At 58.3% G+C, this 26,144-nt stretch carries 24 protein-coding genes; 11 read left to right on the top strand and 13 right to left on the bottom strand.

What is annotated here, in order from left to right; all coding sequences use genetic code 11:
- Nucleotides 1-236: 236 nt before the first annotated feature.
- Nucleotides 237-902, bottom strand: coding sequence for a magnesium protoporphyrin IX methyltransferase (gene bchM, locus NW842_RS11160; RefSeq protein WP_414418042.1), 666 nt, complete (start codon nt 900-902; stop codon nt 237-239).
- Nucleotides 903-1,057: 155 nt separating this feature from the next.
- Between bchM and NW842_RS11165 the strand changes: the two genes are divergently transcribed.
- Nucleotides 1,058-1,555: a hypothetical protein gene (locus tag NW842_RS11165; RefSeq protein WP_414418043.1), complete on the top strand. Its 498-nt coding sequence runs from the start codon at nt 1,058-1,060 to the stop codon at nt 1,553-1,555.
- A 42-nt stretch (nt 1,556-1,597) separates the two neighbouring features.
- Here NW842_RS11165 and NW842_RS11170 read toward each other — a convergent pair whose 3' ends face one another.
- From NW842_RS11170 to NW842_RS11180, 3 genes are all read right to left on the bottom strand, one after another.
- Nucleotides 1,598-2,575 (bottom strand): D-alanine--D-alanine ligase, encoded by a 978-nt coding sequence (locus NW842_RS11170; protein WP_414418044.1) that lies wholly within the window; start codon nt 2,573-2,575, stop codon nt 1,598-1,600.
- Nucleotides 2,576-2,644: 69 nt separating this feature from the next.
- On the bottom strand, nt 2,645-3,760 hold the full coding sequence (gene ftsZ / locus NW842_RS11175) for a cell division protein FtsZ (protein WP_414418045.1): 1,116 nt from the start codon (nt 3,758-3,760) through the stop codon (nt 2,645-2,647).
- A 577-nt stretch (nt 3,761-4,337) separates the two neighbouring features.
- Nucleotides 4,338-4,913 (bottom strand): ureidoglycolate lyase, encoded by a 576-nt coding sequence (locus tag NW842_RS11180; protein WP_414374622.1) that lies wholly within the window; start codon nt 4,911-4,913, stop codon nt 4,338-4,340.
- A 202-nt stretch (nt 4,914-5,115) separates the two neighbouring features.
- Here NW842_RS11180 and NW842_RS11185 point away from each other — a divergent pair, with 202 nt between their 5' ends.
- Complete coding sequence (locus NW842_RS11185; RefSeq protein WP_414356331.1) at nt 5,116-5,373, top strand: TMEM14 family protein; 258 nt, start codon at nt 5,116-5,118, stop codon at nt 5,371-5,373.
- Here the strand turns inward: NW842_RS11185 and hypA are convergent.
- From hypA to argJ, 3 genes are read right to left on the bottom strand one after another with little or no spacing between them, the layout of a single operon-like run.
- The gene (gene hypA / locus NW842_RS11190) at nt 5,370-5,753 is read right to left on the bottom strand and encodes a hydrogenase maturation nickel metallochaperone HypA (RefSeq protein ID WP_414356329.1); all 384 of its coding nucleotides are present in this window, start codon (nt 5,751-5,753) and stop codon (nt 5,370-5,372) included. The genes NW842_RS11185 and hypA overlap by 4 nt on opposite strands.
- A 3-nt stretch (nt 5,754-5,756) precedes the next feature.
- Nucleotides 5,757-6,935 carry an agmatinase gene (speB, locus tag NW842_RS11195; RefSeq protein ID WP_414356327.1) on the bottom strand — a complete coding sequence of 393 codons (1,179 nt, stop codon included), beginning with the start codon at nt 6,933-6,935 and terminating at the stop codon, nt 5,757-5,759.
- 15 nt (nt 6,936-6,950) lie between these two features.
- Complete coding sequence (gene argJ, locus NW842_RS11200) at nt 6,951-8,168, bottom strand: bifunctional glutamate N-acetyltransferase/amino-acid acetyltransferase ArgJ (protein ID WP_414374640.1); 1,218 nt, start codon at nt 8,166-8,168, stop codon at nt 6,951-6,953.
- 246 nt (nt 8,169-8,414) lie between these two features.
- Here argJ and NW842_RS11205 point away from each other — a divergent pair, with 246 nt between their 5' ends.
- Together NW842_RS11205 and NW842_RS11210 are read left to right on the top strand one after the other, a co-directional pair.
- Entirely contained in the window at nt 8,415-9,236 is an 822-nt protein-coding gene (locus NW842_RS11205) for an ABC transporter ATP-binding protein (protein WP_414329054.1), read from the top strand.
- 60 nt (nt 9,237-9,296) lie between these two features.
- Nucleotides 9,297-10,295, top strand: coding sequence for an ABC transporter permease (locus NW842_RS11210; RefSeq protein ID WP_414418046.1), 999 nt, complete (start codon nt 9,297-9,299; stop codon nt 10,293-10,295).
- 258 nt (nt 10,296-10,553) lie between these two features.
- Here the strand turns inward: NW842_RS11210 and NW842_RS11215 are convergent, their stop codons facing one another.
- Nucleotides 10,554-11,567, bottom strand: a complete 1,014-nt coding sequence (locus NW842_RS11215; protein ID WP_414418047.1) for a phosphate ABC transporter substrate-binding protein — start codon at nt 11,565-11,567, stop codon at nt 10,554-10,556.
- Between the two features lie 103 nt (nt 11,568-11,670).
- A complete protein-coding gene (locus NW842_RS11220; protein WP_414418048.1) occupies nt 11,671-13,731 on the bottom strand; it encodes a ribonuclease catalytic domain-containing protein in 2,061 nt (686 codons plus the stop codon).
- 521 nt (nt 13,732-14,252) lie between these two features.
- Between NW842_RS11220 and NW842_RS11225 the strand changes: the two genes are divergently transcribed.
- The 3 genes from NW842_RS11225 (at nt 14,253) to NW842_RS11235 (ending at nt 17,020) form a co-directional block, all read left to right on the top strand.
- On the top strand, nt 14,253-14,891 hold the full coding sequence (locus NW842_RS11225; RefSeq protein ID WP_414374618.1) for a response regulator transcription factor: 639 nt from the start codon (nt 14,253-14,255) through the stop codon (nt 14,889-14,891).
- 104 nt (nt 14,892-14,995) lie between these two features.
- On the top strand, nt 14,996-15,601 hold the full coding sequence (locus tag NW842_RS11230) for a sulfite oxidase-like oxidoreductase (RefSeq protein ID WP_414374616.1): 606 nt from the start codon (nt 14,996-14,998) through the stop codon (nt 15,599-15,601).
- Nucleotides 15,602-15,811: 210 nt separating this feature from the next.
- Nucleotides 15,812-17,020, top strand: coding sequence for a Coenzyme F420 hydrogenase/dehydrogenase, beta subunit C-terminal domain (locus NW842_RS11235; RefSeq protein ID WP_414390782.1), 1,209 nt, complete (start codon nt 15,812-15,814; stop codon nt 17,018-17,020).
- Between the two features lie 3 nt (nt 17,021-17,023).
- Here the strand turns inward: NW842_RS11235 and NW842_RS11240 are convergent, their stop codons facing one another.
- Entirely contained in the window at nt 17,024-18,220 is a 1,197-nt protein-coding gene (locus tag NW842_RS11240; RefSeq protein WP_414418049.1) for an aspartate aminotransferase, read from the bottom strand.
- 160 nt (nt 18,221-18,380) lie between these two features.
- Between NW842_RS11240 and der the strand changes: the two genes are divergently transcribed.
- From der to NW842_RS11260, 4 genes are all read left to right on the top strand, one after another.
- The gene (gene der, locus NW842_RS11245) at nt 18,381-19,760 is read left to right on the top strand and encodes a ribosome biogenesis GTPase Der (RefSeq protein WP_414418050.1); all 1,380 of its coding nucleotides are present in this window, start codon (nt 18,381-18,383) and stop codon (nt 19,758-19,760) included.
- 23 nt (nt 19,761-19,783) lie between these two features.
- A complete protein-coding gene (smpB, locus tag NW842_RS11250; RefSeq protein ID WP_414374610.1) occupies nt 19,784-20,248 on the top strand; it encodes an SsrA-binding protein SmpB in 465 nt (154 codons plus the stop codon).
- 249 nt (nt 20,249-20,497) lie between these two features.
- Nucleotides 20,498-21,679 carry a sensor histidine kinase gene (locus NW842_RS11255; protein ID WP_414374608.1) on the top strand — a complete coding sequence of 394 codons (1,182 nt, stop codon included), beginning with the start codon at nt 20,498-20,500 and terminating at the stop codon, nt 21,677-21,679.
- 66 nt (nt 21,680-21,745) lie between these two features.
- Nucleotides 21,746-23,002, top strand: coding sequence for a BMP family lipoprotein (locus NW842_RS11260; RefSeq protein WP_414418051.1), 1,257 nt, complete (start codon nt 21,746-21,748; stop codon nt 23,000-23,002).
- 11 nt (nt 23,003-23,013) lie between these two features.
- On the opposite strand, the gene NW842_RS11265 is transcribed toward NW842_RS11260, so the two are convergent.
- From NW842_RS11265 to era, 3 genes are all read right to left on the bottom strand, one after another.
- Nucleotides 23,014-23,616, bottom strand: a complete 603-nt coding sequence (locus NW842_RS11265) for a glutathione S-transferase family protein (protein WP_011432893.1) — start codon at nt 23,614-23,616, stop codon at nt 23,014-23,016.
- 98 nt (nt 23,617-23,714) lie between these two features.
- Nucleotides 23,715-24,845, bottom strand: coding sequence for an aromatic ring-hydroxylating oxygenase subunit alpha (locus NW842_RS11270; protein WP_414374605.1), 1,131 nt, complete (start codon nt 24,843-24,845; stop codon nt 23,715-23,717).
- Nucleotides 24,846-25,071: 226 nt separating this feature from the next.
- A complete protein-coding gene (gene era, locus NW842_RS11275) occupies nt 25,072-26,139 on the bottom strand; it encodes a GTPase Era (RefSeq protein WP_414418052.1) in 1,068 nt (355 codons plus the stop codon).
- Nucleotides 26,140-26,144 lie beyond the last annotated feature (5 nt).

Genomic DNA, 26,144 nt, shown 5'->3' on the forward strand with positions numbered 1-26,144 from the left:
TTTGGAAACAAACAGAATGCTATCGCTGCATAGTTGAACAGTGATGTTCAGCAGTGTTCAGCGTAAATGTATCAGCAACTGGATAACCTCAGCTGATCGTTATAGTCATTTTTAAACTAGATTGAGACACTCCCCAAGCATTCCACGCTGCTGCCCCTACTCCCAGCCTCGCTGCCAGAGGGAGAGGGGAGCTAGACGAAAATGTTTCATTCCCGTTTAACGAACCAGATCGAGTGTCACCGAACCAGATCGAGGAGCCAAGCAAAGTAGAAGCGGCTGCGAATGGTTTGTCGCTGCTGCACTTTCCAGCCCCATTCGGTTAATTGGCTCACCAAGATCGCCTCTCGGTGTTGATAGGCGCGGGTGGTTTTGCTGGGGCCGGGGAAGAACTCTCCCACTTTCTTCAGCAGCGTCAGCCAGGGGGTTTTGGGGGCAAAACTGAAGATCAGGCGGGACCGAGCCAGGCGGGTCAGGTGCTTTAGCATGCGCAGGGCCTCGGCTTCAGGGTAGTGGATCATCACATCAAGGCAGATGACGACATCGTATTCCCCTGTCAATTCCTCCAGATCCGAGACCCAAAATTGGGGGTTGTCTGTGGATCCCAGCTCCATTTGCTGGCGGCGGCGTGCTTCGTTCACCATTTGTTCCGAGATGTCGCTGGCGAACACCTGCGCCCCTCTGGTGGCCAAGGGCAAACTGAGGCTGCCCACCCCGCATCCGGCATCACAAATGCGTAAACCCGAGGGATCCCCCAACCACTGCAACACCGTCTCTACTGTGCGAGCATGGCCAAGGCGGATGTCTTTTTGGACGAAATTGACTTCTTCTTCACCATAAATGCGCCGCCAGCGCTCGAAGCCAACGGAGTTGAAGTAATCGCGGACAATGGTTTTCTCTTGCATAGAACTTCCGGCTAGGGATCCGGCGAGAGAAAAAGATGAACGCTCTGCTTTTCTTCGCCAATGCGCATCTCATTCTACCCCGAGCCCCCGTAGCCCTCTGCATCGTTGCCCTAGGATTGTATTAGAATTAGCCCGCACACCTTGGATGCTGCACCATGACCGAAGCTGAGATTGCCCAAGCGTTGCAGGCTCGGTTGGCTGCCCCGGTCAGAATTGCGGTCAAACGCCGCCAAGGTCATCTACACGTTCTCCTGAATCGGCCCCCCCCGGCTCGAGTGGACTACCCCCATCTCACGGAGCGGGTGCGGGTGGAGCTCAGGGCGTTGGGCTTGCCCGGCTTAGAGCAGGTCACGGTGTACGGGCGTGAGTCGGGACATTCTGAATACGAGTGGGAGCAAACGGCCCCCTTGTTGAACCCGCTGCTGGCCTCAGAAGAAACCACAGTTCTGTTGGAAAAAAAAGGCGATCGCCTACTGCAGGATCTGACAGTTGTTGCCCCGGATTCGGTCAACTCAAAGCCTGAACCTGCGCCGGAGAATCCTGTCGGGAAAACCGACATAGGCAGCAGGTCCCGCATCTCCTGGGTGTGGCTGGGGGGAGCTGTACTGATTGTTGGAATTGGGGTGATTCTTTTGCTGGTTGCCCTTCTCTGAAAGAGCTGGGTAAAGGTTCTTGTTCTTGTCTTGGGAAAAGCCTCAGGGAGCGTTGCCGAGAGTCGCCGATGAACTTTGAGGATGCCGGGATCCGGTCAATTGGGCTTTTTGCAAGGCATCCTGCAGCATCCGCTCCACCAACTCGGTGAACGTCCACCCCAGAGCTGCCGCCGCATCGGGACAGAGGGAAGTGGGGGTCATGCCGGGCAGTGTATTCACCTCCAACACCCAAGGATTTTCCTCGGGATCCACCCGCAGATCCACCCGCGCCAAGCCTTCGCACCCCAACGCCTGGTAGGCCTTCAGACCTGCCGCCTCACAGCGGGCCAACCCTGCCGGGCTGAGGGAACAGGGGATCAAATGCCGCGAGCCACCGGGTGCGTACTTGGCTTCGTAGTCGTAGAAGTCGCCTTGGGCGGGGATGATCTCAATGGCCGGAAGAACTTGGCCGGACAAGATCGAGAGGGTGATCTCCTTTCCGGGAACATAGCGCTCCAGAAAAATCCGCGACGAGACTGAGCGGGCCAACTCCAGCCCCTGAGCAAATGACCTCTCATCCCGGACAATGCTGATGCCCACCGTCGAGCCGTTGTTGCTGGGCTTAATCACCAGTGGGGATCCCAACTCTGCCGCACAGTCGGCCCAAGCGAGGGGGCTTTGGTCGTCCCAAACCTGCCAATCGGGGGTAGGGATCCCCGCGGCGCGAAAGATCTGCTTGGAGACCAGCTTATCCATGGCCAGAGCACTGGCCAGCGGCCCGGATCCTTGGTAAGGCAGGCCCAGCCAGTCCAGCATCCCCTGTACCACCCCATCCTCGCCGCCGGGGCCATGCAGGGCAATCCAAACGAAATCGCAGCCGGCTTGCCGTTCCTGCCAAAGGCGCAGCGGCAGATCCTCCTCTGGGTCGATCACCTTCACCCGGTGGCCCAAATCCTCCAAAGCTCGCTTGCAGGCTTTACCCGTTACCCAAGAAACTTGACGTTCTGCCGAACGACCCCCCGCCAAGACAACAATGTTCATGGCTTAACCCCGAAGCACTCCCCACCCTTGACAACCGGCACCAAGATACCGGCATTCCTTCACTCTACTCTACGAAGGGGGCCGTCGGCGGCGCAAGAACTCGGGAATATCTAAGCCTCCAGACATCGGCGGCTCAGGCTCCGGAGGCTGTCGAGGCGGCAGCCCAGAGCCCGTGGGGGTGGGCTTACGAACCCCTGACTTGTTGGAGGCAGAAACTTTGGTTGCAGCAGGGATGGCGGCTGGACGGGCTTTCTCTTGGAAACCGGTGGCGATGACCGTGATGCGCACTTCCCCCTGCATGCGCTCGTCTTGGACGGTGCCGAAGATGATGTTGGCCTCGGGATCCACAGCTTCGGCGATGATCTCGGCAGCCACTGTGACTTCATGCAAGGACAAATCCGGCCCACCGGTAATGTTGAAGAGGACACCTTTGGCCCCTTCGATGGAGGTTTCCAAAAGCGGCGAAGATACAGCGGTAATGGCAGCCTCGCGGGCGCGAGATTTGCCGGATCCCATGCCAATCCCCATCAAGGCAGAACCGGCATCGGCCATCACGCTGCGCACATCGGCAAAATCCACGTTGATCATGCCGGGGATGAGAATGATATCCGAGATGCCCTGCACCCCCTGACGCAGCACATCATCCGCAACGCGAAAAGCCTCTTGGACAGGGGTTTGCTCGGAGATCACCGAAAGCAACTTGTCGTTGGGAATCACAATCAGGGTATCGACTGCCTCTTGCAGCGCTTGGATCCCTTCCTCGGCCTGCTTGCTGCGGCGCTTGCCCTCAAAGGAAAAGGGCCGTGTCACCACTCCCACCGTCAGGGCACCGCTGGCTTTGGCAATTTGGGCAATGATGGGTGCTCCACCCGTGCCCGTGCCTCCCCCCATGCCGGCGGCAATGAAGACCAGATCTGCTCCTTTGATGGCTGCTGCTATTTCTTCGCTGGATTCTTCTGCCGCTTTCTGGCCAATAGCCGGGTTACCGCCTGCACCCAAGCCTCGAGTCAACTTCTGCCCAATTTGCAAGCGGTTCACCGTCGAGGACTGGGCAAGGGCCTGCGCATCGGTATTGACGCTCCAAAACTCAACGCCCACGAGGTTACTGGCCGCCATCCGACTGACCGCGTTGCCACCCCCACCCCCCACGCCTACAACCTTAATCTTTGCGGCATTGCTCGGCATGATCTCCTCTGGACGATCCGCCGCTCTGGTCTGAGATCCGTTCCTCTCATACTCGGCGTGAGAGCCTTCTCCCCTGTAGCCCTCATTCCAATGGGAAGGCGCAGACTGGGCTGAACCCAACCCTTGCCCAGGATTGGGAGGATGGATGTCTGACCAATTGGATGGCATGTCAGCTCTCACAATAACTTAAATTCTGGCAAATATCGAATATGCTAGCTGATTTAATATAGAGCAACTCCCTCCAGATGCCAACGCTGCCGACGTTTGTGAATCTTCCCGCTGAATACGGCCCTCCTAAAGACGCCTGTCGGCAGAATCTCAGGTAGCCTTTCTTGCCTAGAGGCATTTCTCTCTGAACTTGTCTCGAAGCTTTTGTGTGTAAGAATAGGTGTTCTCGAATACTTAGACCCTTGCAGGGGAAGAAGGGTCCAAAGGGAGGTTTCGGTACAAGAGTCTGGCCCTAGTTAAGGCCCAGTTAAGGCGAAGAGTCCCCTATCCAGCCAAAGGCTGATAGAGCGCCACTTTGTAGAACTGAGGCTTTGGCATCCTGTAGAGATTCAGGGATCCGGACTTGCATTCAGACCAGCTCTAGGTGGATCTCCGCTTTTAGCCGTTGGGGGAGGGAAATTTTGAATACATCTCCCTGATTCATTTCGTGGGCATCTTCCATGCTGGCCAGGGCTTCCACCACTTCTTCGGAGTTGGCGGTTAGCACCACAACGGGGCGCTCGCAGGCAATGGGGAAATCGTGCCACGTGCCGAGGTGCAGCAGCAGCCCATGCCCGGCAGGGAATCGCAGGGCTTGTACTTTGTCGAGATCGGGAGCTTCTTGGGGATGGTTGGGAGGAGCCATCACCATGATGAACGGCTCTTGCCCCAGACCGACGAACAACTGGGTCATACGCATGTGGCGCTCTAGCCAGAGCACAGGTGGATAGCCGGGCAGGATCTTGGCGGTACGGATAACAGCTCTACCGGTGTACTGAAAGTCGATGTTTTGTCCTTCCAGGACACGCTCCTGATAAAAGGGGATCCCCAGGCCAGGATTGGTCACATCGTCCCCCAAAAGTTGGCCGAAGGGTTGCACATTTTCCGGGGTGGCATCCACAATCGGCACCCGGACAACGGTGGTGGCAGTTGCAGTCGTACTCATGGTTGGCATCCTCGCTCTTTCTTGGACTGGGGTCAATTGGATTGGAGTCAGACTTTTTATCTTATTGAGAGCGACAGGAAAGAAACGGTTTTCCCGGTAACGGTCTATGCGTCTCTAATTCTTACCTTGTCCTTCTTGAGGGCACGTACTAGGTCTCGAATTGAGTACCGAGGAGCGAGGAGTGAGAAGTGAGAAGAGAGGAGTGAGAGGAAGAAATCTCTCCTCTTTCCTCTCTGCTCTTTGCTCTCTGCGGCTGGTTGGGGCCGCACTCAGCGGAGTCAGCTATGGGCTGCTGGGGGTGGATCCCCACTGGGGGCTGGGCTTGGGGACGGCGGTGCTGGGGTCTATCCTATTTGCCCTGCGCTACCGCAAAACCCGAAAGTTGATGCCTGCCAGCTTGATGTTCATCCTCAGCTTGGGAGCGGCTGTCCTTCTGGGGCTTAGCTTTGGATCGGCTTAGGCGACCTCTGGTCGCGCCGGTGGGGCGGAGTCAGTCAGACATTCGATGTAGTCGATCTTCAGCTCTCGGCCCGAGCGAATCTCCTCCATCGGGGATCCGCAGTTGGGGCAAGCATAGCGCCGGCCTATCTCTGGCTTGTACTCTTGGCTACAGGGCTGGCAATAGGCAATGAGCGGCGTTTCCCGGATGACCAACTGGGATCCCTGTAGGAAAGTACCCTGGGTTTGTGCGGCATAGGCAAAAGTTAGGCTGGCCGGCTCTACACAGGTAAACTGTCCCACCACCAGGTGCACCCGAGCAATCTGAGGCTGTCCTGGCTGACTTTGCCACCAGTCGCGTAGTGTTTGGATCAAGGCGCGGGTCATGTCGGTCTCGTGCATCTCTCACCTCCAGTCGCCGACCATTTCTGGCGTCGCCTCCGGGTGGATGTAGGCGGGCTTTTCTCGGCGCGGCAGTTGCCCAGATACCACCAAATGCGCCAGCGTATCGCAAATGACTCGGGTGGCCATCAGGGCTGTGATATCGCTGATGTCGTAGGGGGGAGAGACTTCCACCACCTCTAGGCCGCAGATCGGCGCTTCCCGCACAATGCGCTTGAGCAAGTAGAGCGCTTCCCGCGGCAGCAGCCCACCGGGCTCCGGCCAGCCTGTACCCGGCACAAAGCCGGCATCGATGCAGTCGATATCGAAGCTGATGTACACACAATCGGTGCCGTCTAGAGCTTTTTCGAGGGCGAAATCGGCGGCTGCATCCAAGCCCATTTCGGTGATGTCGGTAACGGTGAGGATATGGGTGGCCCGCTCCCGGCACACTTTCACCCCTTGCCGTGGCACTTGCCAGCCGCCAATGCCCAGTTGCACCAGGTTATGGGCCGGTGCGTTGCGGATGTTGGTGGCATGAAACCAAGGACAGGTGTGCATGCGCTCATCCAAGTCGGTTTCTTGGGTGTCCACATGGCGGTCGAAGTGGATGATGCCCATCTTCTTGTCCCCCAAGTGGCGACAGATCCCCCGCACCGTGGGAAAGCCAATCGAATGATCCCCGCCCAGGATGACGGGAAAGGCGCCAGACCCGAAAATGTGAGCTACCCCTTTGGAGATTTGGTCGAAGGATTTTTCGTTGTTGGCCGGGATCGTAAAAATATCGCCGACATCGCAGAGGGTGATCTGCTCTCGCAGATCGACGCCAAACTCAAAGTTGTAGGGGGTGTACAGAGCGGAAATGCGCCGGATCCCCTGTGGGCCAAAGCGAGTGCCGGGCCGATAGGTGGTGCCGGAATCGTGGGGTACACCCACCACTGCCACATCGTACTCCCCAACTTTGCGCACATCCTCCAGGTAGGGAGCCTTGAGGAAGGTGTTGATGCCGGCATAATGGGGCAATTCGCCACGGGAAAAGGTGGGGATGGAGCGATCGCCGATGCTGGCTGCTGCCTCGAGGCCAAACTCTAAGCCTCGACTCACCTCTTGCTGCCAGCCGGATAGGGAAAGCCTCGCTTCTTTGGCCAAAGCCGCTTGGGCTTCGGTAGAAAAGCCGTTATTTGCGTTCGATTCGGTGGTCATGGCTGGGATCCCCCATTAGGTGGTGTATTCGGCGTTGATGCGCACGTAATCGTAGCTGAGATCGCAGCCCCAGGCCACGCCCTGGCCGGATCCCTGATGGAGATCCACGGTAAAGGTCACCGGATCCCCTTTCAAGTACTCAGAGGCTGCCTTGCGATCGAAAGCCAGGGGCATTCCCGCCTGCATGAGCAGAAAATCCCCCAGACGGATATCCAACCGGCGGCTGTCGAAGGGGATCCCGGCTCGGCCGGCGGCGGCTGCCACCCGTCCCCAGTTGGGATCGTTGCCAAAAGCTGCCGCCTTCACCAAGGGAGAGCTGGCGATCACACGGGCCATATGCCGGGCTGCCCCATCATCCACAGCCCCACACACCCGAATTTCCAGCAGCTTGGTAGCTCCTTCCCCATCGCGGGCAATGGCCTTAGCCAGATGAATGCAAACTTGGTTGACCATCTCCGCCAAAGTCTGGGCAGCTTCTGTGCCGGCTTGCAGGGTTGGGATCCCACTTTGGCCGTTGGCCAGAGCCAAGAGCATGTCGTTGGTGCTGGTATCCCCATCCACCGTGATTTGGTTAAAGCTGAGGTCAGCAGCTTGCTTGAGGATCTGCTGCCACAGGCGGGGATCCACAGCCGCGTCGCAGGTTAAAAAAGCCAGCATCGTGGCCAAGTTGGGGTGGATCATGCCGGATCCCTTGGCAATGCCCCCGACCCTGACGGTGTACCCGTCGATCTCAGCTTGCAGGGCAACGCTTTTGGTCACCAAGTCGGTGGTGATGATGGCGCGGGCGGCGCTCTCCCCCCCCTCTGGAGAGAGGCTGTCGATAAGGCCAGGCAGGGCTGCTTGGATTTTCGGCATTTCCAGTTGTCGCCCGATGACCCCTGTGGAGGCCGTGAGCACCTGATGGGCCGGGATCCCCAACCGTTCTCCCACCCAGAGGGCCAGTTGGGCGTTGTTGCGCTCTCCTTCTTCTCCGGTACAGGCGTTGGCTTGCCCAGCATTGCAGAGGATGGCCCGCACCGGCTGCTGTTGGGCGAGGATCCCTTGGTTGTAGGTAACACAGGCTGCTTTGACCTGATTGGTGGTAAAAACGCCTGCCCCAACCGCATCGCACTCGGAAACGATCAAAGCCAGATCCGCAGCTCCTGAGGGCTTGAGGCCAGCGGCCACTCCAGCGGCTCGAAATCCTCGCGGGGCTGTAACAGCACCTGCAACCGGTTTAAATGGGGATCCCATGTGTTCCTTGGCCAGAGGGTGGTCGGCAACATCATACCGACTTGCTGCTCCGATTTGGGTCATCGCAAGCTTTCCGTGAGAAACTCTCTGGAAACCGGTTCTGAGGGCAAGAGTTGTAGTTATGCCTACCAAGCAGAGGCAGCAGAGAGGGGTATTTTGAAAGTGTGCGCTTTCTATCACCCATCTTTTCCCCTTTTTAGATTGGGAAGGATACTCTTCTATCCTCTGCTCTGGGAATTGCCAGCCATGCCCACCCCTGTCATTACCCTCAACCATGTCAGCAAGGTCTATTCCAATGGCACGGTGGCTTTGCAGGACATGAATATGACCATCCAAGAAGGGCAGTTCGTTAGCTTGGTGGGGCCATCCGGCTGTGGGAAAAGCACAGTGCTGCGGTTGGTGGCGGGTCTGGGGCATCTGACCACAGGCTCTATCGAATGGGGGCAAAGTTTTGAGAAGAACGCCCCCCAGGGGGAGCCCAAGTTGGCCTTTGTGTTTCAGGAGCCGGCTCTCATGCCTTGGGCAACGGTGATGGACAATGTGCGTCTGCCCTTGAAGTTGGCAGGTGAGCCCAAGCCAAAAGCCGATCGAGATGTCTTGGAAGCTCTACAACGGGTGGGCCTGCAGGGGTTTGAGCGCAGTTTTCCCCGCGAGCTATCGGGCGGCATGCGCATGCGGGTTTCCATTGCTCGCGCCCTGGTAACCAAGCCGCAGGTGTTGCTGATGGATGAACCCTTCGGAGCTCTGGATGAAATCACCCGCAGCAAGTTGAACAGCGACCTGTTGGAGCTGTGGCAAGAAAAGCGCTGGACGGTGCTCTTCGTTACCCACAACATTTACGAGGCCGTCTACCTGTCCAACCGCGTGGTGGTGATGGCGGCTCGCCCAGGGCGGGTGATAGCCGATATTCCCATCGATGCGCCCTATCCCCGCTCGGAAGACTTTCGCACCTCTTCCCTTTACAACAACTACTGCCGTGAAGTGTCGGCCCGTCTGCACGAGGCCATGCACGGCTCAGCTCAGGATCCCCCCTATTTGCGCCCCCTCTCTGCCGGACGTTTGCGCTGATGGGATCCCTTGCTTGACAGTGCTCCCTTGACTCTCTATTGCGTATCTCAACTTCACGATATGTTCGACCCGTTTGTCCACCTTCTCGAGCCATGGCGCCGTTGGCTGGGATCCCTTGTTGGCTTGGGGGAGAGCTGGCCTCTCCATTGGCCAGATTGGTCTCTGCCCAAGCTGACCGGCGCAGTTGGAGAAAAACTCGGATCCCAACCCACGGATGAGGCAGACATACCGAGTGCCGGCTCAGGGGTGCCTGCAAAGGGGTTGAATCTGGGCCGTTGGTTCAACCTGGAAGTGATTGCCCCCCTTATCGTCGGGATCCTCTTCTTGGTGGGCTGGGAAGTGGCGGTGCGGGTAACGGGAGTGCCCCACTACCTCTTGCCGGGGCCGATTTTGGTGGTGCAAACCCTCGTTCGCGACTGGGGAACGCTTTTTCCTTCCCTGTTGATCACTGTGCAAATTACGGTGGTGGCCTTTTTGGCTGCCACAGTGTCGGGGCTTTTGGTCGCGATTGTGTTCACCCAGAGCAAGTGGATTGAGCGCAGCTTTTTCCCTTATGCGGTGATTTTACAGACGATGCCCATTGTCTCCATCGCCCCGCTGATCATCATTTGGCTGCGCAACAACACCTTTGCTGCGATGGTGGTGTGCGCCTGGATTGTGGCGTTTTTCCCGATTCTTTCCAACACCACTCTGGGGCTGAACAGCGTCGATCACAACCTGCTCAACCTGTTCCAACTGTACAAGGCCAACCGCTGGCAAACGTTGATCTACTTGCGGCTACCCAGTGCCATGCCCTATTTCATGGGGGGCCTGCGCATCAGCGGTGGCCTCTCTTTGATTGGGGCGGTGGTGGCGGAGTTTGTTGCCGGTACTGGCGGGCAGCGGGCCGGGATCGCCTACCAGATCTTGATCTCCAGCTTCAACCTGCAGGTGCCCCGCATGTTTGCGGCCTTGATTTTGGTCACCGGCTTGGGGATCCTGATCTTTATTTCCTTGAGTGCTCTATCCGACATGGTGTTGGGCAAGTGGCATGAGAGCGCTGTGCGCCGAGAGAACTGAAAAATTGAACTTTGGTGAAAATTAGGGCCCCCTCTCTAACATCTAGGGTCATTTGGATTCAGACTAGGACGCTGCACCCACCCCTAAAACGTTGAACGCACGCGGCCAAAGGCTTTTCTCAATAGCTCAGGCGCCTCACTCTAACCTGAAACGACTAAGTGCCTTGAATAGGAGCAGGTGGAAGGCGTCTTCTGGAAAAGCCCAGAGATATCGCTGCGCTTGCTGTCGGCGGCTATCTCAGATGCTATTTTTGGGTTGCTATCGGAGGGGGATGAACTCGGTGCGGCCAATGATTTGCTGGCCTTGATCCGAAAGAGCATAGTTGATGAAGTCGGCCACCACAGGGCTGGTTCTTTGAGGTGCCACCAAAAACACAGTCCGCGCCAAGGGGTAGCTGCCCCTCTGGATGGCCTCACGGGTGGGCATCTGGCCGTCGATGGGCACAATCCGCACCGTTTGCTGGTTTTGCACCTGATCGACAGTGCTGTAGGTGATGCCATCTTCTCCCAAAGCCCGCAGCAGCGGGGTGGTGACATCTTCTGTGGCGGTGGTGAAGTAGGGAGGGTTATCGGGAGCGAAGGGCAGCCCCAACAACACGAGTTCTTGGAAAACGCTGTAGGTGCCGCTCTGGGGGGCGCGATTGAGGACCCGAATCCGCCGATCCGGGCCGCCCACCTGGCTCCAATTGGTGATCCGACCCTGGAAGATATCGGCCAATTGCTGCAGCGTCAGTCCTCCTTTGTAGGGGTTGTTCACCCCCACCGCCACCGCCAGGGCATCTTTGGCCACCGGGATCGCCTGTAGACCCGCCTGCACTTCGCTGGCATTGAGGGGGCGGGAGCTAGCGGCCATCTGGATGCGACCTTCCATCAGGGCCTTCAGGCCGGCATTGGATCCATTGGGCTTGCCATCCGGGATCCCATAGGTGAGGGGAATGCCGGGGTTGCGCTGGGTGTAGCCTCCCTTCAGGGCAAAGACGATCCGGATCATCGTGACGCTGCCATCCATCTGGAGCACTGCTGGGTTGGGCAGAGAAGTATCCAGATTAACGGCGTTGGCAGGCGGGTTGGGTACCTGGGCCTGAGGGGGGTTGGGCGCTGTTGGGGCTTGGGGCCGGGCAGCTGGAATCTGGCTGGGGATAGGAGGCGTGTTCCCTCTATTCAGGAATGAGTCCAACAGGCCGGAACGATAGGCATACCAGCCGCCGCCTCCCAGTATCGCGAACAAAAGAATGTAAACGATTGGAGGTGGGCCGGAAGGTCGTGCAGTCATGGGATCCCTCCTAAAGAAAATTCACGATCCAGACTTTTGAGACTTCCCCCTCTGTTGTATCAGCTATCCGCGCAGATTGGGTGAGCAGCAGGTTAAGGTGCATCTATCCGCACATGGCCGCCTCTCGTCCCACCTCGCGCAGCTCGATCACATCCGCACGGGGATCCGCCTGCACAACTTCCAACTCGATCCAAGCCCCCAGAGGAGTTTGGCGTTCTAGGCGCACCGGCACCCGAAAGGCAATCTCATCCAGCATGGCCAACACCAAGTTTTCCTGCTCGCGCAGGTAGCCCAAGACCAAGGCCCGCCAAGTTTGCCCCGGTCGCAGGCGCAGGTATTCGATGCTCCAGTAGCGCTTGGATTTCCGCTCCACCTGGTTGGCCTCTACGGTGCCCGGCTCAATCCCCACCAGCAACTGCTGCACATCCGCCTCCGTCAAGGGCAAGGGATCCCCGCGCAAAAAGGCCTTGATCTGGTAGTGGGCCACCAAGTCCAGGTAGCGCCGAATCGGGGAGGTAACCTGACAGTAGGCCTCAAGCCCCAGCCCTGTATGTCGCCCCGGCTGGGTGGCTACTTCCGCCCGCGATAGACAGCGCATGATCGCAAAAGACCGAACCGGCCCCTGAGGGTACCTATCCAGCACTTCGGGTGGGGGTAAGTCGGGAGCCGGCTGCAGACGATAGGGCACCGGGATCCCATTTTGGCTGGCGAAGCGAGCCGCCACCTCGCCGGTGAGCACCATCATTTCCGCCACCATCTGCCGCGCAGGAGTATCCTCGATTACCCGGAGGTGGGGGATCTCGTCGATGACCTTGATATCTTGCTCGGGCAAGCCAATTTGGATTGCCCCTTGAGCCATCCGCCAGGCATAACGCCACTGGGCCGCCCGGGCAATAGCCGTCAGTTGGGCCTCTGCCCCCAACTCCAACATTTCATCGGCATCTTCGTAGGTGAGGCGGTAGGTGACTTTGATCTGGCTGAGGCAAATTTCGGAATCCCGGATCTGGCCGTCGGATCCCAGTAGAATGCCAAAGCTAAGGGCAGGCCGCACCTCTCCCTGCACCAAGCTCATCGGGCCAGTGGACAACTCCGGTGGGAACATCGGGATCACCCGCTCCGGCAAATAGACACTGGTGCCACGCTTGCGGGCTTCCAAATCGAGGGGATCCCCCCACTGCACCCAACAACTGGGATCAGCGATGTGGATCCAGAGCTTCACCGCGTCATCCGACCAGAACTCGACGCTGAGGGCATCGTCAATGTCGCGGGTGCTGGCATCATCGATGGTGTAGGTGTGGAGGTGGGTGAGATCCCGCCGCAGATGGGGATCCCAAAAGGAGGGAGGCTGGCTGAACAGGGCTTGGGTGTATCGCTCCACCGCCTTCGGGAACTGGGTTGGGATCCCGGTGAGGCGCAGGGCCAGGTTCTCGTGGCGGCTCCACAGCCCCAGAGCCACCAAAGCCTCAAAGGCCCCCTGCGGAGTGTCAGGAAACCCCATCAGCTCCAGCAGTTGCGAGGCCCGTTCCCGATCCGACGGGTTGAGATTGGAAGAGAGATCCTCGTGGCTGCGAATGGCTGCCGCCGCTCCCTGTAAGGCCAGGCGTTCCAGCACCTCCAGGCGGGCCCGCTCGGCAGGAGTCCAGGGATACCCTTGACCGGGATGAGCCAGAGCCTCCCGCAGGTGGGCCTCAAACTCTAGTTGTTCCTGCTGCCGTTGTTGGGCAACGGCCATTTGATGGAGGATCTCCTTCACCTGAGCCGGAGTGCGGGGTTCGTAGCTTTCCCCCTTTTGCTTGAAGTAGGTGCGATCCTCGCTCAAGAGGCGGTAGGCGGCATAGGTAGAGACCGGAGAATCATCAGAAAACAACAGCCGAGCCATCTCCGCCAAGCTCAGGGGCTGACGCTCCTCCTGCACCAGTTCCCAGGCCAACGCCAAACTTTCGGGATCCAACTTTGCCTGCACCGCCTGCCAAAAGCCGGGGATGTCGGAAGCCGTGAAGCTGGATCCCCCGTTCAAAGCGAAGGTAATCTGGCGAGGGTGAACACTGTGAACCTGCCCGGAAGGCACCCCCAGCAGTAGGTTCTTCTTGCCCTCGGTGCCCTGAACCACTGCCAACACACGGTCGTTATTGTAACGAAACTCCACCAGTGTGCCCTTTTCCACCCGTTCTCCCCATGTCGGCTGTCGTTAAAGCGCAGGCTTTCTTCCATTCTCCATCAGCTCTGCCCGCCTGCCTACGTGGAAACCCCGGCCAGAAGACATACGGACACTATGAACAGGTAGCAGATGTTAGATATATCGGTACTTAAGCATATAGGTATGTGATATATAGACACACGAGATACAAATTTTTGGGTAGATTGCGGTTATGTGTTGGGCACTGCGATTTCAGAGCAGAGGCCAGCTCTGCCAAGTTCCTGGGATGAGGTTACCAACTGGAGTCCCTAAATTGCGTAGAGATACTGTTGCCAACGTTTCCCAAGTATGTATTTCCACTTCCATGTGTGATATCATAGGCTCTAGGGGTAAGGCACGGTTATCACGGACTGCTGCCTGATCTAGCGAACAAGAATCGGGCACTTACGGATTGTTTTCCTGCGGTGAAGATCCTCAAAGCAGAAGGGGTTGTGTTTTTTCCCTAGAGCTTCTTAGCACTCAACTTTTTAGCACTCAAAAGGTGAGCTGTGGACAACCCGAAGCGACTGTTGCTCATCGACGACGATCCGAACTTGATCCTTCTGGCCAAGGACTACCTAGAGTTTCGCGGTTATGAGGTGGTGGCGGCGAGCAACGGTCTGGAGGGGTTGGAAGCGATGCGCCATTTCACACCAGACCTGATCATCTGCGATGTGATGATGCCGGAGATGGATGGCTACACCTTTGTGGAAACCATTCGCTCCAACAGTGCTACGGACTGGATCCCCGTGATTTTTCTGTCGGCGCGTGGGCAAACGGCAGACCGGGTGCGCGGCCTGACCACAGGGGCAGATGTTTACATGGTCAAGCCCTTTGAGCCGGAAGAATTGGTGGCGCAGGTGGAATCTTCTCTTAAACATACTGAGCGCCTGTTACAAATGCAGGGCGCGGGCGTTCAACCCGTCATAAAACTGGATCGGGAAATTGAACTTACGCCAACAGAAACTAAGGTGATCCAGTACGTGGCCAGGGGCATGTCCAACCGCGAGATTGCCGAAGTTCTTGGGGTGAGCCAGCGCACTGTTGAAAGCCACGTCAGCAACATGCTGGGCAAAACCGGCCTGCACAACCGCACAGAACTGGCCCGCTGGGCGATAGAAAGTGGTCTGGGCAAAAAACCGCTATGATTCCTCTCCTTTTTCGGAGTCCTCTTGCTTAGCGGCTCAGGAACTCTCTCTCCTCAGCCCGATTGGAGATAGGGTGGTAGCAGCGCTTGCAGAGCAGAATAACCATGGTGGGTAAGTTTTTTCAAAAATTGGCAGGAGAGGATCCCTTGTCGGGTCGGCTACCCCCTGGGCAGCATTTGGCGCGGGGCTTTCCGGTGCTCACCTACGGCGATACGCCGGTGATCCGGCCAGAAGAATGGCGGCTGCGCATTTGGGGATCCGTGGAAAAAGAAGTAGTGCTCACCTGGGAGGATCTGCTGGCCTTGCCCCAACATACGTTCACCGCCGATTTTCATTGTGTTACCCGCTGGTCAAAGTTGGATGTGACTTGGACAGGGGTGCGGATCCCGGACGTGTTGCAGGCAGTATCCATCGCTCCTGAGGCCAAGGCGGTGATGCAACACTGTTATGGTGGCTACACCACCAACCTGACTCTGGAGGAGTTCATCCGCCCCGAAAACTACCTGGTTCACACCCTGGAAGGCCAGCCGCTCCCGGTAGATCACGGTGGGCCGGTGCGCACTTTGATCCCTCACCTGTACGCCTGGAAAAGTGCCAAGTGGATCGGCGGCCTGGAGTTTCTCCCCCAAGATCAGCCGGGCTTTTGGGAGCGCAACGGCTACCACATGCGCGGTGAACCCTGGGCAGAAGAACGCTACAGCGATTCATAGAGGCTCTGGGATTTTGCCCTCCTTGGCCAGGGATCCCTCGAAGTTCTTTGCCGCTATCTGCCGTTTTGGCCGCAAACTGAAGAGAGCACCTTGGTTGCCGTTGCTGCGAACGCCTGAGGTGCCTGTGTCTTTAGATCTCAAAGAAAGCTTAAACAGCAAAGCTCAAAAGATCCATTGGACTCCATTCCGCTTACGCAAACACTAGAAATCATGGGATCCCGTTCACCGCGTCCAGCCCGGCCCATCCGTTCCGGCCGCTATCCGGCCAAAGAGCTGTGCAGCCAGTGCGGCCTCTGCGATACCCGCTACGTGGCCCACGTCAAAGAAGCCTGTGCCTTCTTGGACCAGCAACTGACCCAGTTGGAAGAACAGACCCACGGGCGATCCCGGGAATCGCTGCGCTCAGGATCCCTTGCCGTCACTGATACCGATTACTTCGGTGTCTACGAGGCGATGTACACAGCCCGCAAGCGGGATCCGATCCCGGGGGCCCAGTGGACGGGCATTGTCAGCAGCATTGGCATGAAGGCCCTCACCACTGGCTTGGTGGAAGGGGTGGTGTGCGTGCAGGCGGATGAGCGGGATCGCTTTCAGCCACGGCCCATCCTGGCCCGTACCCCCGAAGCGGTCTGGGCGGCGCGAGTTAACAAGCCAACTCTTTCTCCCAACTTGTCTGTGTTGGAGCAGGTGGAGCAAAGCGGCCTCAAGCGCCTATTGGTGATCGGGGTGGGCTGCCAAATTCAGGCTTTGCGGGCGGTGGAAAAAAAACTGGGCCTGGAGAAGCTGTACGTGTTGGGCACGCCCTGTGTGGACAATGTCAGCCGTGCCGGGCTGCAAAAGTTTCTAGAAACCACCAGCCGCTCCCCACAGACGGTGGTGCACTACGAGTTTATGCAAGACTTCCACATCCACTTCAAACACGAAGATGGCTCGGTGGAAAAGGTGCCCTTCTTCGGCCTCAAGACCAAAGAACTCAAGGACGTGTTTGCCCCCTCCTGCCTCAGTTGTTTTGACTATGTGAATGCTCTGGCAGATCTGGTGGTGGGCTACATGGGATCCCCCTTGGGCTGGCAGTGGCTGCTGGTGCGCAATCAGCGGGGGCAAGAGCTGTTGGACTTAGTCTGGGAGGAGCTGGAAACCCAACCGGTGATCTCCCAGGGATCCCGGAGGGCGGCAGTGCAGCAGGGGATCCCTGCCTACGACCAAGCCCTGAGTTTGCCAATGTGGCTGGCTCGCCTCTTGGGGGCGGCAATCCAGCGCTTTGGGCCGCGCGGTTTGGAATATGCCCGCTTCTCCATCGATTCCCACTTCACCCGCAACTACCTCTACGTGCGCCGCCACTATCCCCAGAAGTTGGAGCAGCACGTGCCCCCCTTTGCCCGGCGGATTGTGGAGCAGTACCAACTCCCGCAAGACTGAGGCTCAGCAGTAGCGGATCCCAGCTTCCGCCCAGCGATCGATAGCCTGCCCCATGCGCTCGCAATCGGCAATCAAGCTAATCCGCACGTAGCCTTCTCCCCCTTCTCCAAAGGCGCTGCCGGGGGTTACGACCACGCCTGTAGATTCCAGCACCCGCAGGGCAAACTCCGTCGATCCCTCAGGGGTGCCGTCGGCAGCGCGGGGGGTAGGGATCCAGAGATACATCGTCGCCCGTGGCGGCTCGATCCGCCAGCCCAACTCCGCTAGGCGGCCGATCAGATAGTCGCGCCGGCGGCGGTAGCGCTCTTGTACCTGCTCCAGGTAGCTATCCGGCAGGCGCAGGGCAGTTTCGGCGGCCTTTTGGATGGCGGCAAAAATGCCGTAGTCGAGATTGGTTTTCAGGGTGCGCAAGCTCTGGATGATCTGGCGATTGCCCACCACAAATCCCACCCGCCAGCCGGCCATGTTGTAGGTTTTGGAGAGGGTGTGGAACTCCACTGCCAAGTCCTTGGCGCCTGGGATCTGCAGCAGGCTGGTGGGCCGGTAGCCGTCAAAAGCCAACTCGGCATAGCACAGGTCGTGCACCAGGATGAGATCGTAGCGGCGGGCAAACTCCACCACCTCCTCAAAAAAAGAGCGGGGCGCAACTGCCGCCGTCGGGTTGTTGGGGTAGTTAAAGTAGAGCACCCGCGCTTGCTGGGCCACTTCCGGCGGTATTTCTTGCAGATCGATCAACCACCCCTTCTGCGGGCGCAGCATCATCGGGTAGATCTGCCCGCCGGCAATCATGGGGCCGCGAAAATGGGCTGGATAGGCAGGGCTGGGCACCAACACCAGATCTCCGGGATCCACATAGGCCAGAGCCAGGTGGGTCAGCCCCTCTTTGGATCCCAGCAAAGGCAGCGCCTCTCCATTGGGATCCAGCTCCACCCCGTAGCGGCGCCAGTACCAATCCGTGATCGCCTGGCGGAAGCTGGCCGTGCCCTCAAAGGGCGGGTAGCCGTGGTGGGCGGGATCCGCAATGGCCGCCTGCGCCGCCTCCACCACCGGCTGTGGGGTGGGACCATCGGGGTTGCCCATGCCCAGATCGATCAAATCCAACCCCTGCTGGCGGGCGCGGGCCTTCAGCTCATCCAAGCGGGCGAAGACATAGGCGGGCAGCTTGTTCAGCCGCTGGGCGGGAACGAGAGCGCGGTTCATGGCAAGAATGGGGAAGGGGCACAGCCGGTGCCTGATGGGAGGATAGGTACCTAACTTACCGCCAGACCTGCATCCAAAGCAATGATCGAGATTGGCGGCTTTGGGCATCCGGGATCCCGAACAGCTAGGATAGATATCCCAAGTTATCGACGAGCCAACAGTGCCCCTACCTCTTGTGGCTATTGTGGGTCGCCCCAACGTGGGCAAATCTACCCTCGTCAACCGCATGGCGGGGGTGCGTTCGGCCATTGTGCATGATGAGCCTGGGGTGACCCGGGATCGTCTGTACCAGGAGGTGGAATGGAACGGGCGCCGCTTGCGGGTGGTGGATACCGGCGGCCTGGTTTTTGGCGACGACAGCGAATTTTTACCCCACATTCGCCAGCAAGCAATGGCAGCCATGGCCGAGGCCCAAGCCGTGATCTTCGTAGTGGATGGCCGAGAGGGGCTGACACCCGCCGATGCAGAAGTGGCCGATTGGCTGCGCAAACAACCCCTGCCGGTGGTGGTGGCCGTAAACAAGTGCGAGTCGGGGCAGATGGGCCTGGCTCAGGCAGCAGCCTTTTGGGAGCTGGGGCTGGGGGATCCGATCCCCTGTTCCGGCATTCATGGCAATGGGGTAGCCGAGCTGTTGGAGGCGGTGCTGGCTCACTTGCCCGAAGTGACCGAAGAAACGGTGGGTGAGCCGGATCCCATCGCCGTCTCGATTGTGGGGCGGCCCAACGTGGGCAAATCCAGCCTGCTCAATCGCCTGGTGGGATCCGAGCGGGCCATCGTCAGCCCCATTTCCGGCACCACCCGTGATGCCATCGACACCGTGGTCACCTGGGAAGGGCATCCCTATCGCCTCATCGATACCGCCGGGATCCGCAAAAAAAAACGCGTGGAGTACGGAATCGAGTTCTTCAGCATCAACCGGGCCTTCAAGGCCATCCAGCGCTCGGATGCGGTGCTGCTGGTGATCGATGCTTTGGAGGGGGTTACCGAACAGGATCAAAAGCTGGCCAGCCGCATTGAAGAAGAAGGCCGCGCCTGTGTCATCGTGGTCAACAAGTGGGATGCGGTAGAAAACAAAGACACCTATACTATCAACGACTTTACCCGCGAAATTCGCGACAGGCTTTACTTTATCGAATGGGCACCGCTTCTGTTTGTCAGCGCCCTCACCGGGCAACGCACCCACAAAATCTTTGAGCAGGTGAATACCGTGGTGGCCGCCCACCGCAAACGGGTTCCCACCGCTGTGGTCAACGAAGTGCTCCAGGATGCTCTTGCCTGGCAATCGCCCCCCACCAACCGCCAGGGCAAGCAGGGCAGAATTTACTACGGCACCCAGGTGGCGGATCGGCCCCCCACCTTTGTTCTGTTTGTCAACGATCCCGATTTGTTTAAGGATAACTACCGCCGTTTCTTGGAAAAGCACTTCCGGCAAAACCTGGACTTTACCGGTACCCCCATTCGCTTTCTCTGGCGCGGCAAATCCGAGCGCTTGGTTGGGCGGGCGGTGCGAAAATTGGAGAGATCCCTGACCTCTCGTTAGGCCCTCTGGTCTACTGAAAGCCTATGGCTGTGGATCCCAACGTCAAAACCCTGGTTGACAACCGTCGCGCCCGCTTCGAGTACGACATCTTGGAGACCTATGAGGCCGGGATCCAACTGACCGGCACAGAGGTGAAATCGATACGAGCGGGCAAAGCGAACCTGCAAGACGCTTTTGCCCTCTTTCGGGATGGGGAAGCCTGGCTGCACAATCTGCACATCTCCCCCCATGACACCGCCGGCAAAGTGTTTAACCACGACCCTACCCGCCGCCGTAAGCTGCTGCTGCACCGGCGTGAGATCGACCGCCTACGGGGCTTGGTGGAACAAAAGGGCTTGACTGTGGTTCCCCTCAAGCTGGTGCTCAACCGCGGCTGGATCAAAGCCCATCTGGGCGTAGCCCGTGGCAAAAAGCTCCACGACAAGCGACAAGCCATCAAAGAGCGGCAAACCCAGCGGGAGATTCAGCGGGAACTCAAGGAGCGGTGAGTTCTCCTGTATTACAGACTGGTCAAGAGGGCCCGTGGAATCACGTAAATCTGTTTGGTAGAGATGGCTTAATCTTTTTTTCAGCTTTTTAGACAGATTTACCTACGGACTTACACGTGGGTTTCACCAGTTTTTCACTCTGTGAAGGTTAGGCTGTATGCAGACATACTCAACACTATCGCGTTTCACATGAGTGGCTGGGTGGGTGAGGGATTCTTCTCACAAGGTTATCCGTGGGAGACAAACTGGTTGTGGCCAGAAGCCATTGCCGACAGCCTGATCGGCTTTACCTTTTTCTCAATTGCCCTATCTCTTCTCTCCTCGGTTTGGCGGCGGCAGGAGGAAGTGCCCTTGAAGCGTTTCTTCGCCCTGCTCGGTCTGTTCACGCTTGCCTGTGGCCTGATCCACCTGATGGAGGTGTGGGCGCTTTGGCAACCTGCCCATGGGATCCCTGACTGGCTGAAAGGGATGGCGGCTTTAGTTTCTCTCTATGCTGCTGCTCAGGTGCTGCGGATTTTACCGAGAACGCTCCGCTTGCCCAGTTCTGCTGCCTTGGCAGAGGCCAACCGAGCCTTAGCCCGCGAGATCCAGGGACGAGAAGCAGCCGAGGGGCAAGTCCGCCAGTTAAGCGAACGGCTGCAAAACCAGGTGAAGGAGCTGGAACGGCTGGATCTTCTCAAAGACGACTTTTTAAGCACCATCTCCCATGAGCTGCGCACCCCGCTCACCAGCATCCGCCTCGGAGTGGACATGTTGCAGATGTCTTTGCGGCAGTTTTCCCTTTCTGAGAAGCAACAGCAGTATTTGAGTTTAATTCGCCAGGAATGTCAACGGGAAATTGATCTGGTGGAAGATCTGCTAACCCTGCAAGAGCTGCAAACCCGTACCCACTGCGAAGTTCTGCAAGACCTGGATCTGGAAGAGCGCCTAGCCAACTGGATCCAAGCCCTGCGAGCACGGGCAGTGGCTGCCCAACAGGATCTGAGCTTGCAGATTCTCTCTCCTCTGCCGTTGTTGCGGTTGAATGCCGTCAGCCTGGAGCGTGTCTTTCGGGAGCTGATCGTCAACGCCTGCAAGCACGGAGATCGGCCCGGCCAAATTCAAGTACAAGCCAGCCTGAACCCCAGCCCCCTATCTGAAAGTGGCCTCTCCTCCCTGCGGATCCAGGTGCGCAACACCGGGCACATCCCTCTCCCAGAGCTGCCCCATTTGTTTACCGCCTTTTACCGGGTTCCCAAGGCGGATCCCTGGAAACAAGGTGGTACAGGGCTGGGATTGGCGTTGGTGAAGAAGTTGGTGGATTCGATGCAAGGCAAAATTACCGTCGAAAGTGAGGAGGGCTATGTCTGCTTTTCGGTGGAGCTGTCTGGGGTTCCCGCTCCCCAGACGAGAGTGGATAGAGCAATGGATTGCTCCCTGAGCCCCTGCTAGCTTCGCACGTCGTTTGCCAAAGACCTTTTTGTATCAGCGAATACAACAGTCTGCGGCGGGATCCCGATGATGGATGTAGTTCTTTGGCTTTGGATCCCTGTTCTGTTGGAGCTGCCTGTGAACTGGAATCTTACCCGCGCTTTTTCTCCCTCGAGAGGCTGGGCTATTGGCCTGGCAGTCGCCGCTCTACTGGGATCCACCCCCACAACGGCGCAGGAGACCTTCAAAGTGGGCATGGTGCTGGTGGGGCCGATGCAGGATGGCGGCTGGAGCCAGGCGCATGTGGAGGGCAGCGAATACGTCAAGGCCAAGTTGCCCGGTGTCGAGTTTGATTACCTGGATAAGGTGAACCCGGCGGATCGGCCCAATGTGCGCGCCTCCCAGGTGGCGGATGACATGATCGCCCGAGGTGCGAAGGTTATCATCTTTACTTCCGATGACCACAAAGACGATGCGATTGAAACGGCCCGCAAGCATCCTGAGATCGCAGTTATCCATGCTTCTGGGGACATGGCCTGGAAGGAAGGGAAAAATTACATCGATCTGCCCAACTTGGCCAACATCATGCCCCAGATGGAAGCGATGCGCATGGTGGCCGGATGTGCCGCGGCTCTGGGATCCGAAACCGGCAAAATTGGCCTGTTGGGGCCTCTGATCAACGACGAAACCCGCCGTTACGCTGCTGCCGCCTACTTGGGAGCCAAATACTGCTGGGATACTTACCGGGATCGTCCCGAGGAGTTGCAATTCCGAGTGACCTGGATTGGCTTTTGGTTTAACATTCCAGGGGTCACTTTGGATCCGAGCAAGGTTGCCGATGACTTTTACAACGGCGGCTTTGATGTGGTGATGTCAGGGTTGGATACACCGGAGGCGGCGGTGCAAGGCAAACGGGCTGCTGAGGCCGGAAAGCGAGTGCGCTACACCCACTACGGCCTGGCCAGCGGTTGCAACTTTGCGCCCGAAATTTGCCTGGGGGTTTCCTACTACAACTGGGGGCCAGGATACAAGCAATTGATCGAGGCAGCTCGCGCGGGCACCTTCGAGAGCCAATTCCTGCGTCCGCCCATCGACTGGTCGGATATCAACAACCCGGACACGTCTTCGGCGGGGTTCATCATGGGAGAAGCCCTGAAGCCGGAAGACAAGGCCAAGCTGGAGGAGTTTATTGCTGGCTTGGGGAATGGCGGCATTCAGCTCTTCAAGGGGCCACTCAACTTCCAAGATGGCACGCCCTTCTTGGCTGAGGGGGAAGTGGCCAGCGAGGTTGATATTTGGTATCTGGGCCAGTTGCTGCAGGGCATGGAGGGAGCCAGCAATTAGGAGAAAATGTTTCATGCTCCGGGTAGGGGGAAGAAGCGGTCGGTGGCTTTCACCCGCTGACACCAGGCTCGGATCTGAGGAAAGGGCTTGAGGTCAAACCCGCCCTGCTCCGCCACATGAGTGTATGTGAAAAGGGCGAGATCGGCGATGGTGTAGCGGTTGCCCACAAAAAATGCTTTCCCCTGCAGATGGCCTTCCATGATCTCCAGCGCCTCTGTTCCAGATTTCAAGTTCTGGGCGATCACGTCAGCATGGGCCTCTGCTTGGCCGGCCCGCACCCAGAAGCGAGTGGTGGCGATGTAGCGGGCAATGCGGGTTTGTTCAAAAAGCAACCACTTCAAAATCTCAGCCCGTTCCAACTTGTTTTGGCCGTAGAGGGGGGTGTCTTCTGCCAGGTAGACCAAGATCGCGGCGGACTCGGCCAAGACCGTTCCATCTTCCAGTTCCAAAGCCGGGATCTGGCCCAGGGGGTTTTTGGCCAGGTACTCGGGGCGGCGGTTTTCTCCGGCCCTGGAGTTGACTTCAACCGTCTCATAGGGAATCCCCAATTGCTTGAGGAGCAATTCCACTTTGTAGCAATTTCCGGAGGTTGGGATCCCGTACAGTCGCAACATTGTGGTTAACCTCAGCCCAAAGCACCTTACAAAGAACTTCGTCCTAACAACGCCAACGGCAACCCAATCAACAAAAACCCTCTGTCCCTAACACTTTTTCAGCAGCTTTGTCCTTCCAACTCCTGCATCTGCCGGCGGTATTCCCGCCCAAAGGCTTGCAGCAACCCTTCTGCATGGGAAAGAGGCCCTGCTTCATAGGCACGGGATCCCACCCCTTGCTGGGTGAGCTCGCACAGGTGCCAATCCTGTCGATTGGTGCGATCCCACAATTCCACCACCTCGCTGGGATCAAAACCATCCAGCGCCAAGGTCTCCGGCTCAAACAGCCAATCGCAGACGACCCGCGTCCGGTCGGATCCCTGGGGCCACAGAGTGTGGGTCATGACATAATCCGGCTGCAGGCTCAAGAATAGATTGGGCATAAGGGTGTAGTAGTAGGCCCGCCGTTGGTTTTCTCCGCGCACGGTGGAGATCAGGGGCAAGCTGCGTTGGCCACTCATGTTTAGGCTGGTAACATCTGGATTGAGCAACATGTAGCCGCCCAAAAAGGGGCCTTCCATCAGGTCGTTGCGACCGCTGCGAGCCGGCGAAAGACGGGCCAATTCCGGGTGAATGAGGGGGCAGTGGTAGCACTCAGAGTAGTTTTCAAACAGCAATTTCCAATTGGCTTGAACGTGGTATTCAATACGATGGCCTCGCCGCAGAGCGGACAGGTTCCACTCTCGGAAACGACCTTGCAATGGGGCAAAAACCTCATCGAAGGGCTGAGGATGGCGGCTGAGATTGACCCAGACAAAGCCTTCCCATTCTGCCAAGGCAGCGGAGTGGAGGGGATAGTCTTCACGGCGAAAGTCTTCCACCTCGTGCATCTGGGGAGCCGCCAACAATTGTCCATCCAGCCCATAGCGCCAGGCGTGGTAGGGGCAAGGGATCCCATCGGCAAAATGGCCTTGGAGCTCGCTGCAGAGTCGGGTTCCTCGATGGCGACAGTGGTTGAAGAAGGCATGGGCTTGCCCCTTGGGATCCCGTACCAGGATCAGGCTTTCTCTGAGCACCTGCACCTGCAAAAAGTCTCCGGGTTGGGCCAGATCGGCACTGCGCCCCACGCAGAACCACTGCCGATAAAAAATCTGCTCAATCTCCGCCTCAAAGCGGCTGGAAGAAACATAGTAGTGGCCAGGCAGGGTGCGGGCGCCCGGTTGAACAGTAGCGGGATAGAAAGCGGTCATGGGGCAAAGCAGCGATAAGAAAAACTGCTGTGGGACTCCAAAGGCTTTGCTATCCAAGCTAACGCAGGGATCCCAGTCAGTATCTGTTCTAAGCAGGTCTAGGGCATTTTTGAAGCATTCCCCCCAAGCACGCTGTGCTGCTCGCGCAAATACCCCAGTCTCCTACCCACAAGGGGAGAGGGGGCCATAAGAACTCCGTCCTGCTGACGCAAATGGCTTATTCCCGCTAGGGGGACGTAGCGCTATAGCCCAAGTCGCGCAGAAGGTGCTCAGAGCGCCGCCAGTGGGGCCGCACCTTGACAAACAGCTCCAGGTACACCTTGCCCAGGATCAGCTTTTGAATCTGCAGGCGGGCTGCCTGGCCGATCCGCTTGAGCCTTTCCCCCCCTTTGCCAATGAGGATCCCCTTTTGCGAGTCCCGCTCTACATAGAGGGTGGCCAAGATGCGGGTGACGTTGGGGGTTTCTTCTACCTGGTCGATGGTCACGGCCACGGAATGGGGCACTTCCTCGCGGGTCTGCAGCAGCACCTGTTCTCGGATCAGCTCCGCCATGATGAACCGCTCCGGCTGATCCGTCACCAGATCCGGCGGGTAGTAGTAGGGGCCGGTGGGCAGCAGGTCGATGGTGGCTTGGATCAGGGGTGTCAAACTGCTGGGATCCAAGGCAGACACCCAAACGACAGGAGCGCCGGGGCGCAGGGCTTGGTAGCTCTCTTGGTGAGCTTGGCGCACGGCAGCATCCCGAGGAAGCAGATCCGCTTTGTTGCAGACGATCAGGCAGGGGGAAGCAGCAGGGATCCGCTCGGCAATAAAAGCATCCCCGCGTCCTGCCGGCACCGATCCATCCACCACGAAGAGGATCACGTCCACAGCGGCAATGGCTGCCTGGGCGTTGTGTACCAAGATTTCCCCCAGGCGGTGGTGGGGTTTGTGGATGCCAGGGGTATCCACCCAGATGATCTGGGCTTGGGGTAGGGAGAGGATCCCCTGCAGGCGGTTGCGGGTGGTCTGGGCCACGGGAGAGGTGATGGCAATCTTTTGTCCCACCAGGGCGTTGAGTAGGGTGGACTTGCCCACATTGGGCCGCCCGATCAGCCCCACAAACCCCGACTTAAACCCTGGCGGGGCAGCCGGGATCGCAGACAGTTCCCCACTGCTGACACGACCGGGCGCCGATTCCCCTTCTGCTGCAGCAGCGGAGGACTCTGTCCCGCCGTCGCCGTGGTATTCTACCGCTCCAGTGACCGGGTTGTTTTCGGGGAAAGCCATGCTCCGCCGGCTCAGCTCTTGCAGCGCCT

Source organism: Synechococcus sp. R55.4 (assembly GCF_047461935.1).
In the GTDB taxonomy this organism is placed as follows: domain Bacteria; phylum Cyanobacteriota; class Cyanobacteriia; order Thermostichales; family Thermostichaceae; genus Thermostichus.

Coding starts and splice junctions, on each gene's coding strand:
- NW842_RS11265 (WP_011432893.1), bottom strand. CDS start 23,616: ATGTTGCGACTGTACGGGATCCCAACCTCCGGAAATTGCTACAAAGTG.
- speB (WP_414356327.1), bottom strand. CDS start 6,935: ATGACCACCGAATCGAACGCAAATAACGGCTTTTCTACCGAAGCCCAA.
- NW842_RS11210 (WP_414418046.1), top strand. CDS start 9,297: ATGTTCGACCCGTTTGTCCACCTTCTCGAGCCATGGCGCCGTTGGCTG.
- NW842_RS11260 (WP_414418051.1), top strand. CDS start 21,746: ATGATGGATGTAGTTCTTTGGCTTTGGATCCCTGTTCTGTTGGAGCTG.
- NW842_RS11165 (WP_414418043.1), top strand. CDS start 1,058: ATGACCGAAGCTGAGATTGCCCAAGCGTTGCAGGCTCGGTTGGCTGCC.
- NW842_RS11215 (WP_414418047.1), bottom strand. CDS start 11,567: ATGACTGCACGACCTTCCGGCCCACCTCCAATCGTTTACATTCTTTTG.
- argJ (WP_414374640.1), bottom strand. CDS start 8,168: ATGGGATCCCCATTTAAACCGGTTGCAGGTGCTGTTACAGCCCCGCGA.
- NW842_RS11170 (WP_414418044.1), bottom strand. CDS start 2,575: ATGAACATTGTTGTCTTGGCGGGGGGTCGTTCGGCAGAACGTCAAGTT.
- NW842_RS11180 (WP_414374622.1), bottom strand. CDS start 4,913: ATGAGTACGACTGCAACTGCCACCACCGTTGTCCGGGTGCCGATTGTG.
- ftsZ (WP_414418045.1), bottom strand. CDS start 3,760: ATGCCGAGCAATGCCGCAAAGATTAAGGTTGTAGGCGTGGGGGGTGGG.
- NW842_RS11205 (WP_414329054.1), top strand. CDS start 8,415: ATGCCCACCCCTGTCATTACCCTCAACCATGTCAGCAAGGTCTATTCC.
- NW842_RS11230 (WP_414374616.1), top strand. CDS start 14,996: ATGGTGGGTAAGTTTTTTCAAAAATTGGCAGGAGAGGATCCCTTGTCG.
- smpB (WP_414374610.1), top strand. CDS start 19,784: ATGGCTGTGGATCCCAACGTCAAAACCCTGGTTGACAACCGTCGCGCC.
- hypA (WP_414356329.1), bottom strand. CDS start 5,753: ATGCACGAGACCGACATGACCCGCGCCTTGATCCAAACACTACGCGAC.
- NW842_RS11270 (WP_414374605.1), bottom strand. CDS start 24,845: ATGACCGCTTTCTATCCCGCTACTGTTCAACCGGGCGCCCGCACCCTG.
- bchM (WP_414418042.1), bottom strand. CDS start 902: ATGCAAGAGAAAACCATTGTCCGCGATTACTTCAACTCCGTTGGCTTC.
- NW842_RS11240 (WP_414418049.1), bottom strand. CDS start 18,220: ATGAACCGCGCTCTCGTTCCCGCCCAGCGGCTGAACAAGCTGCCCGCC.
- NW842_RS11235 (WP_414390782.1), top strand. CDS start 15,812: ATGGGATCCCGTTCACCGCGTCCAGCCCGGCCCATCCGTTCCGGCCGC.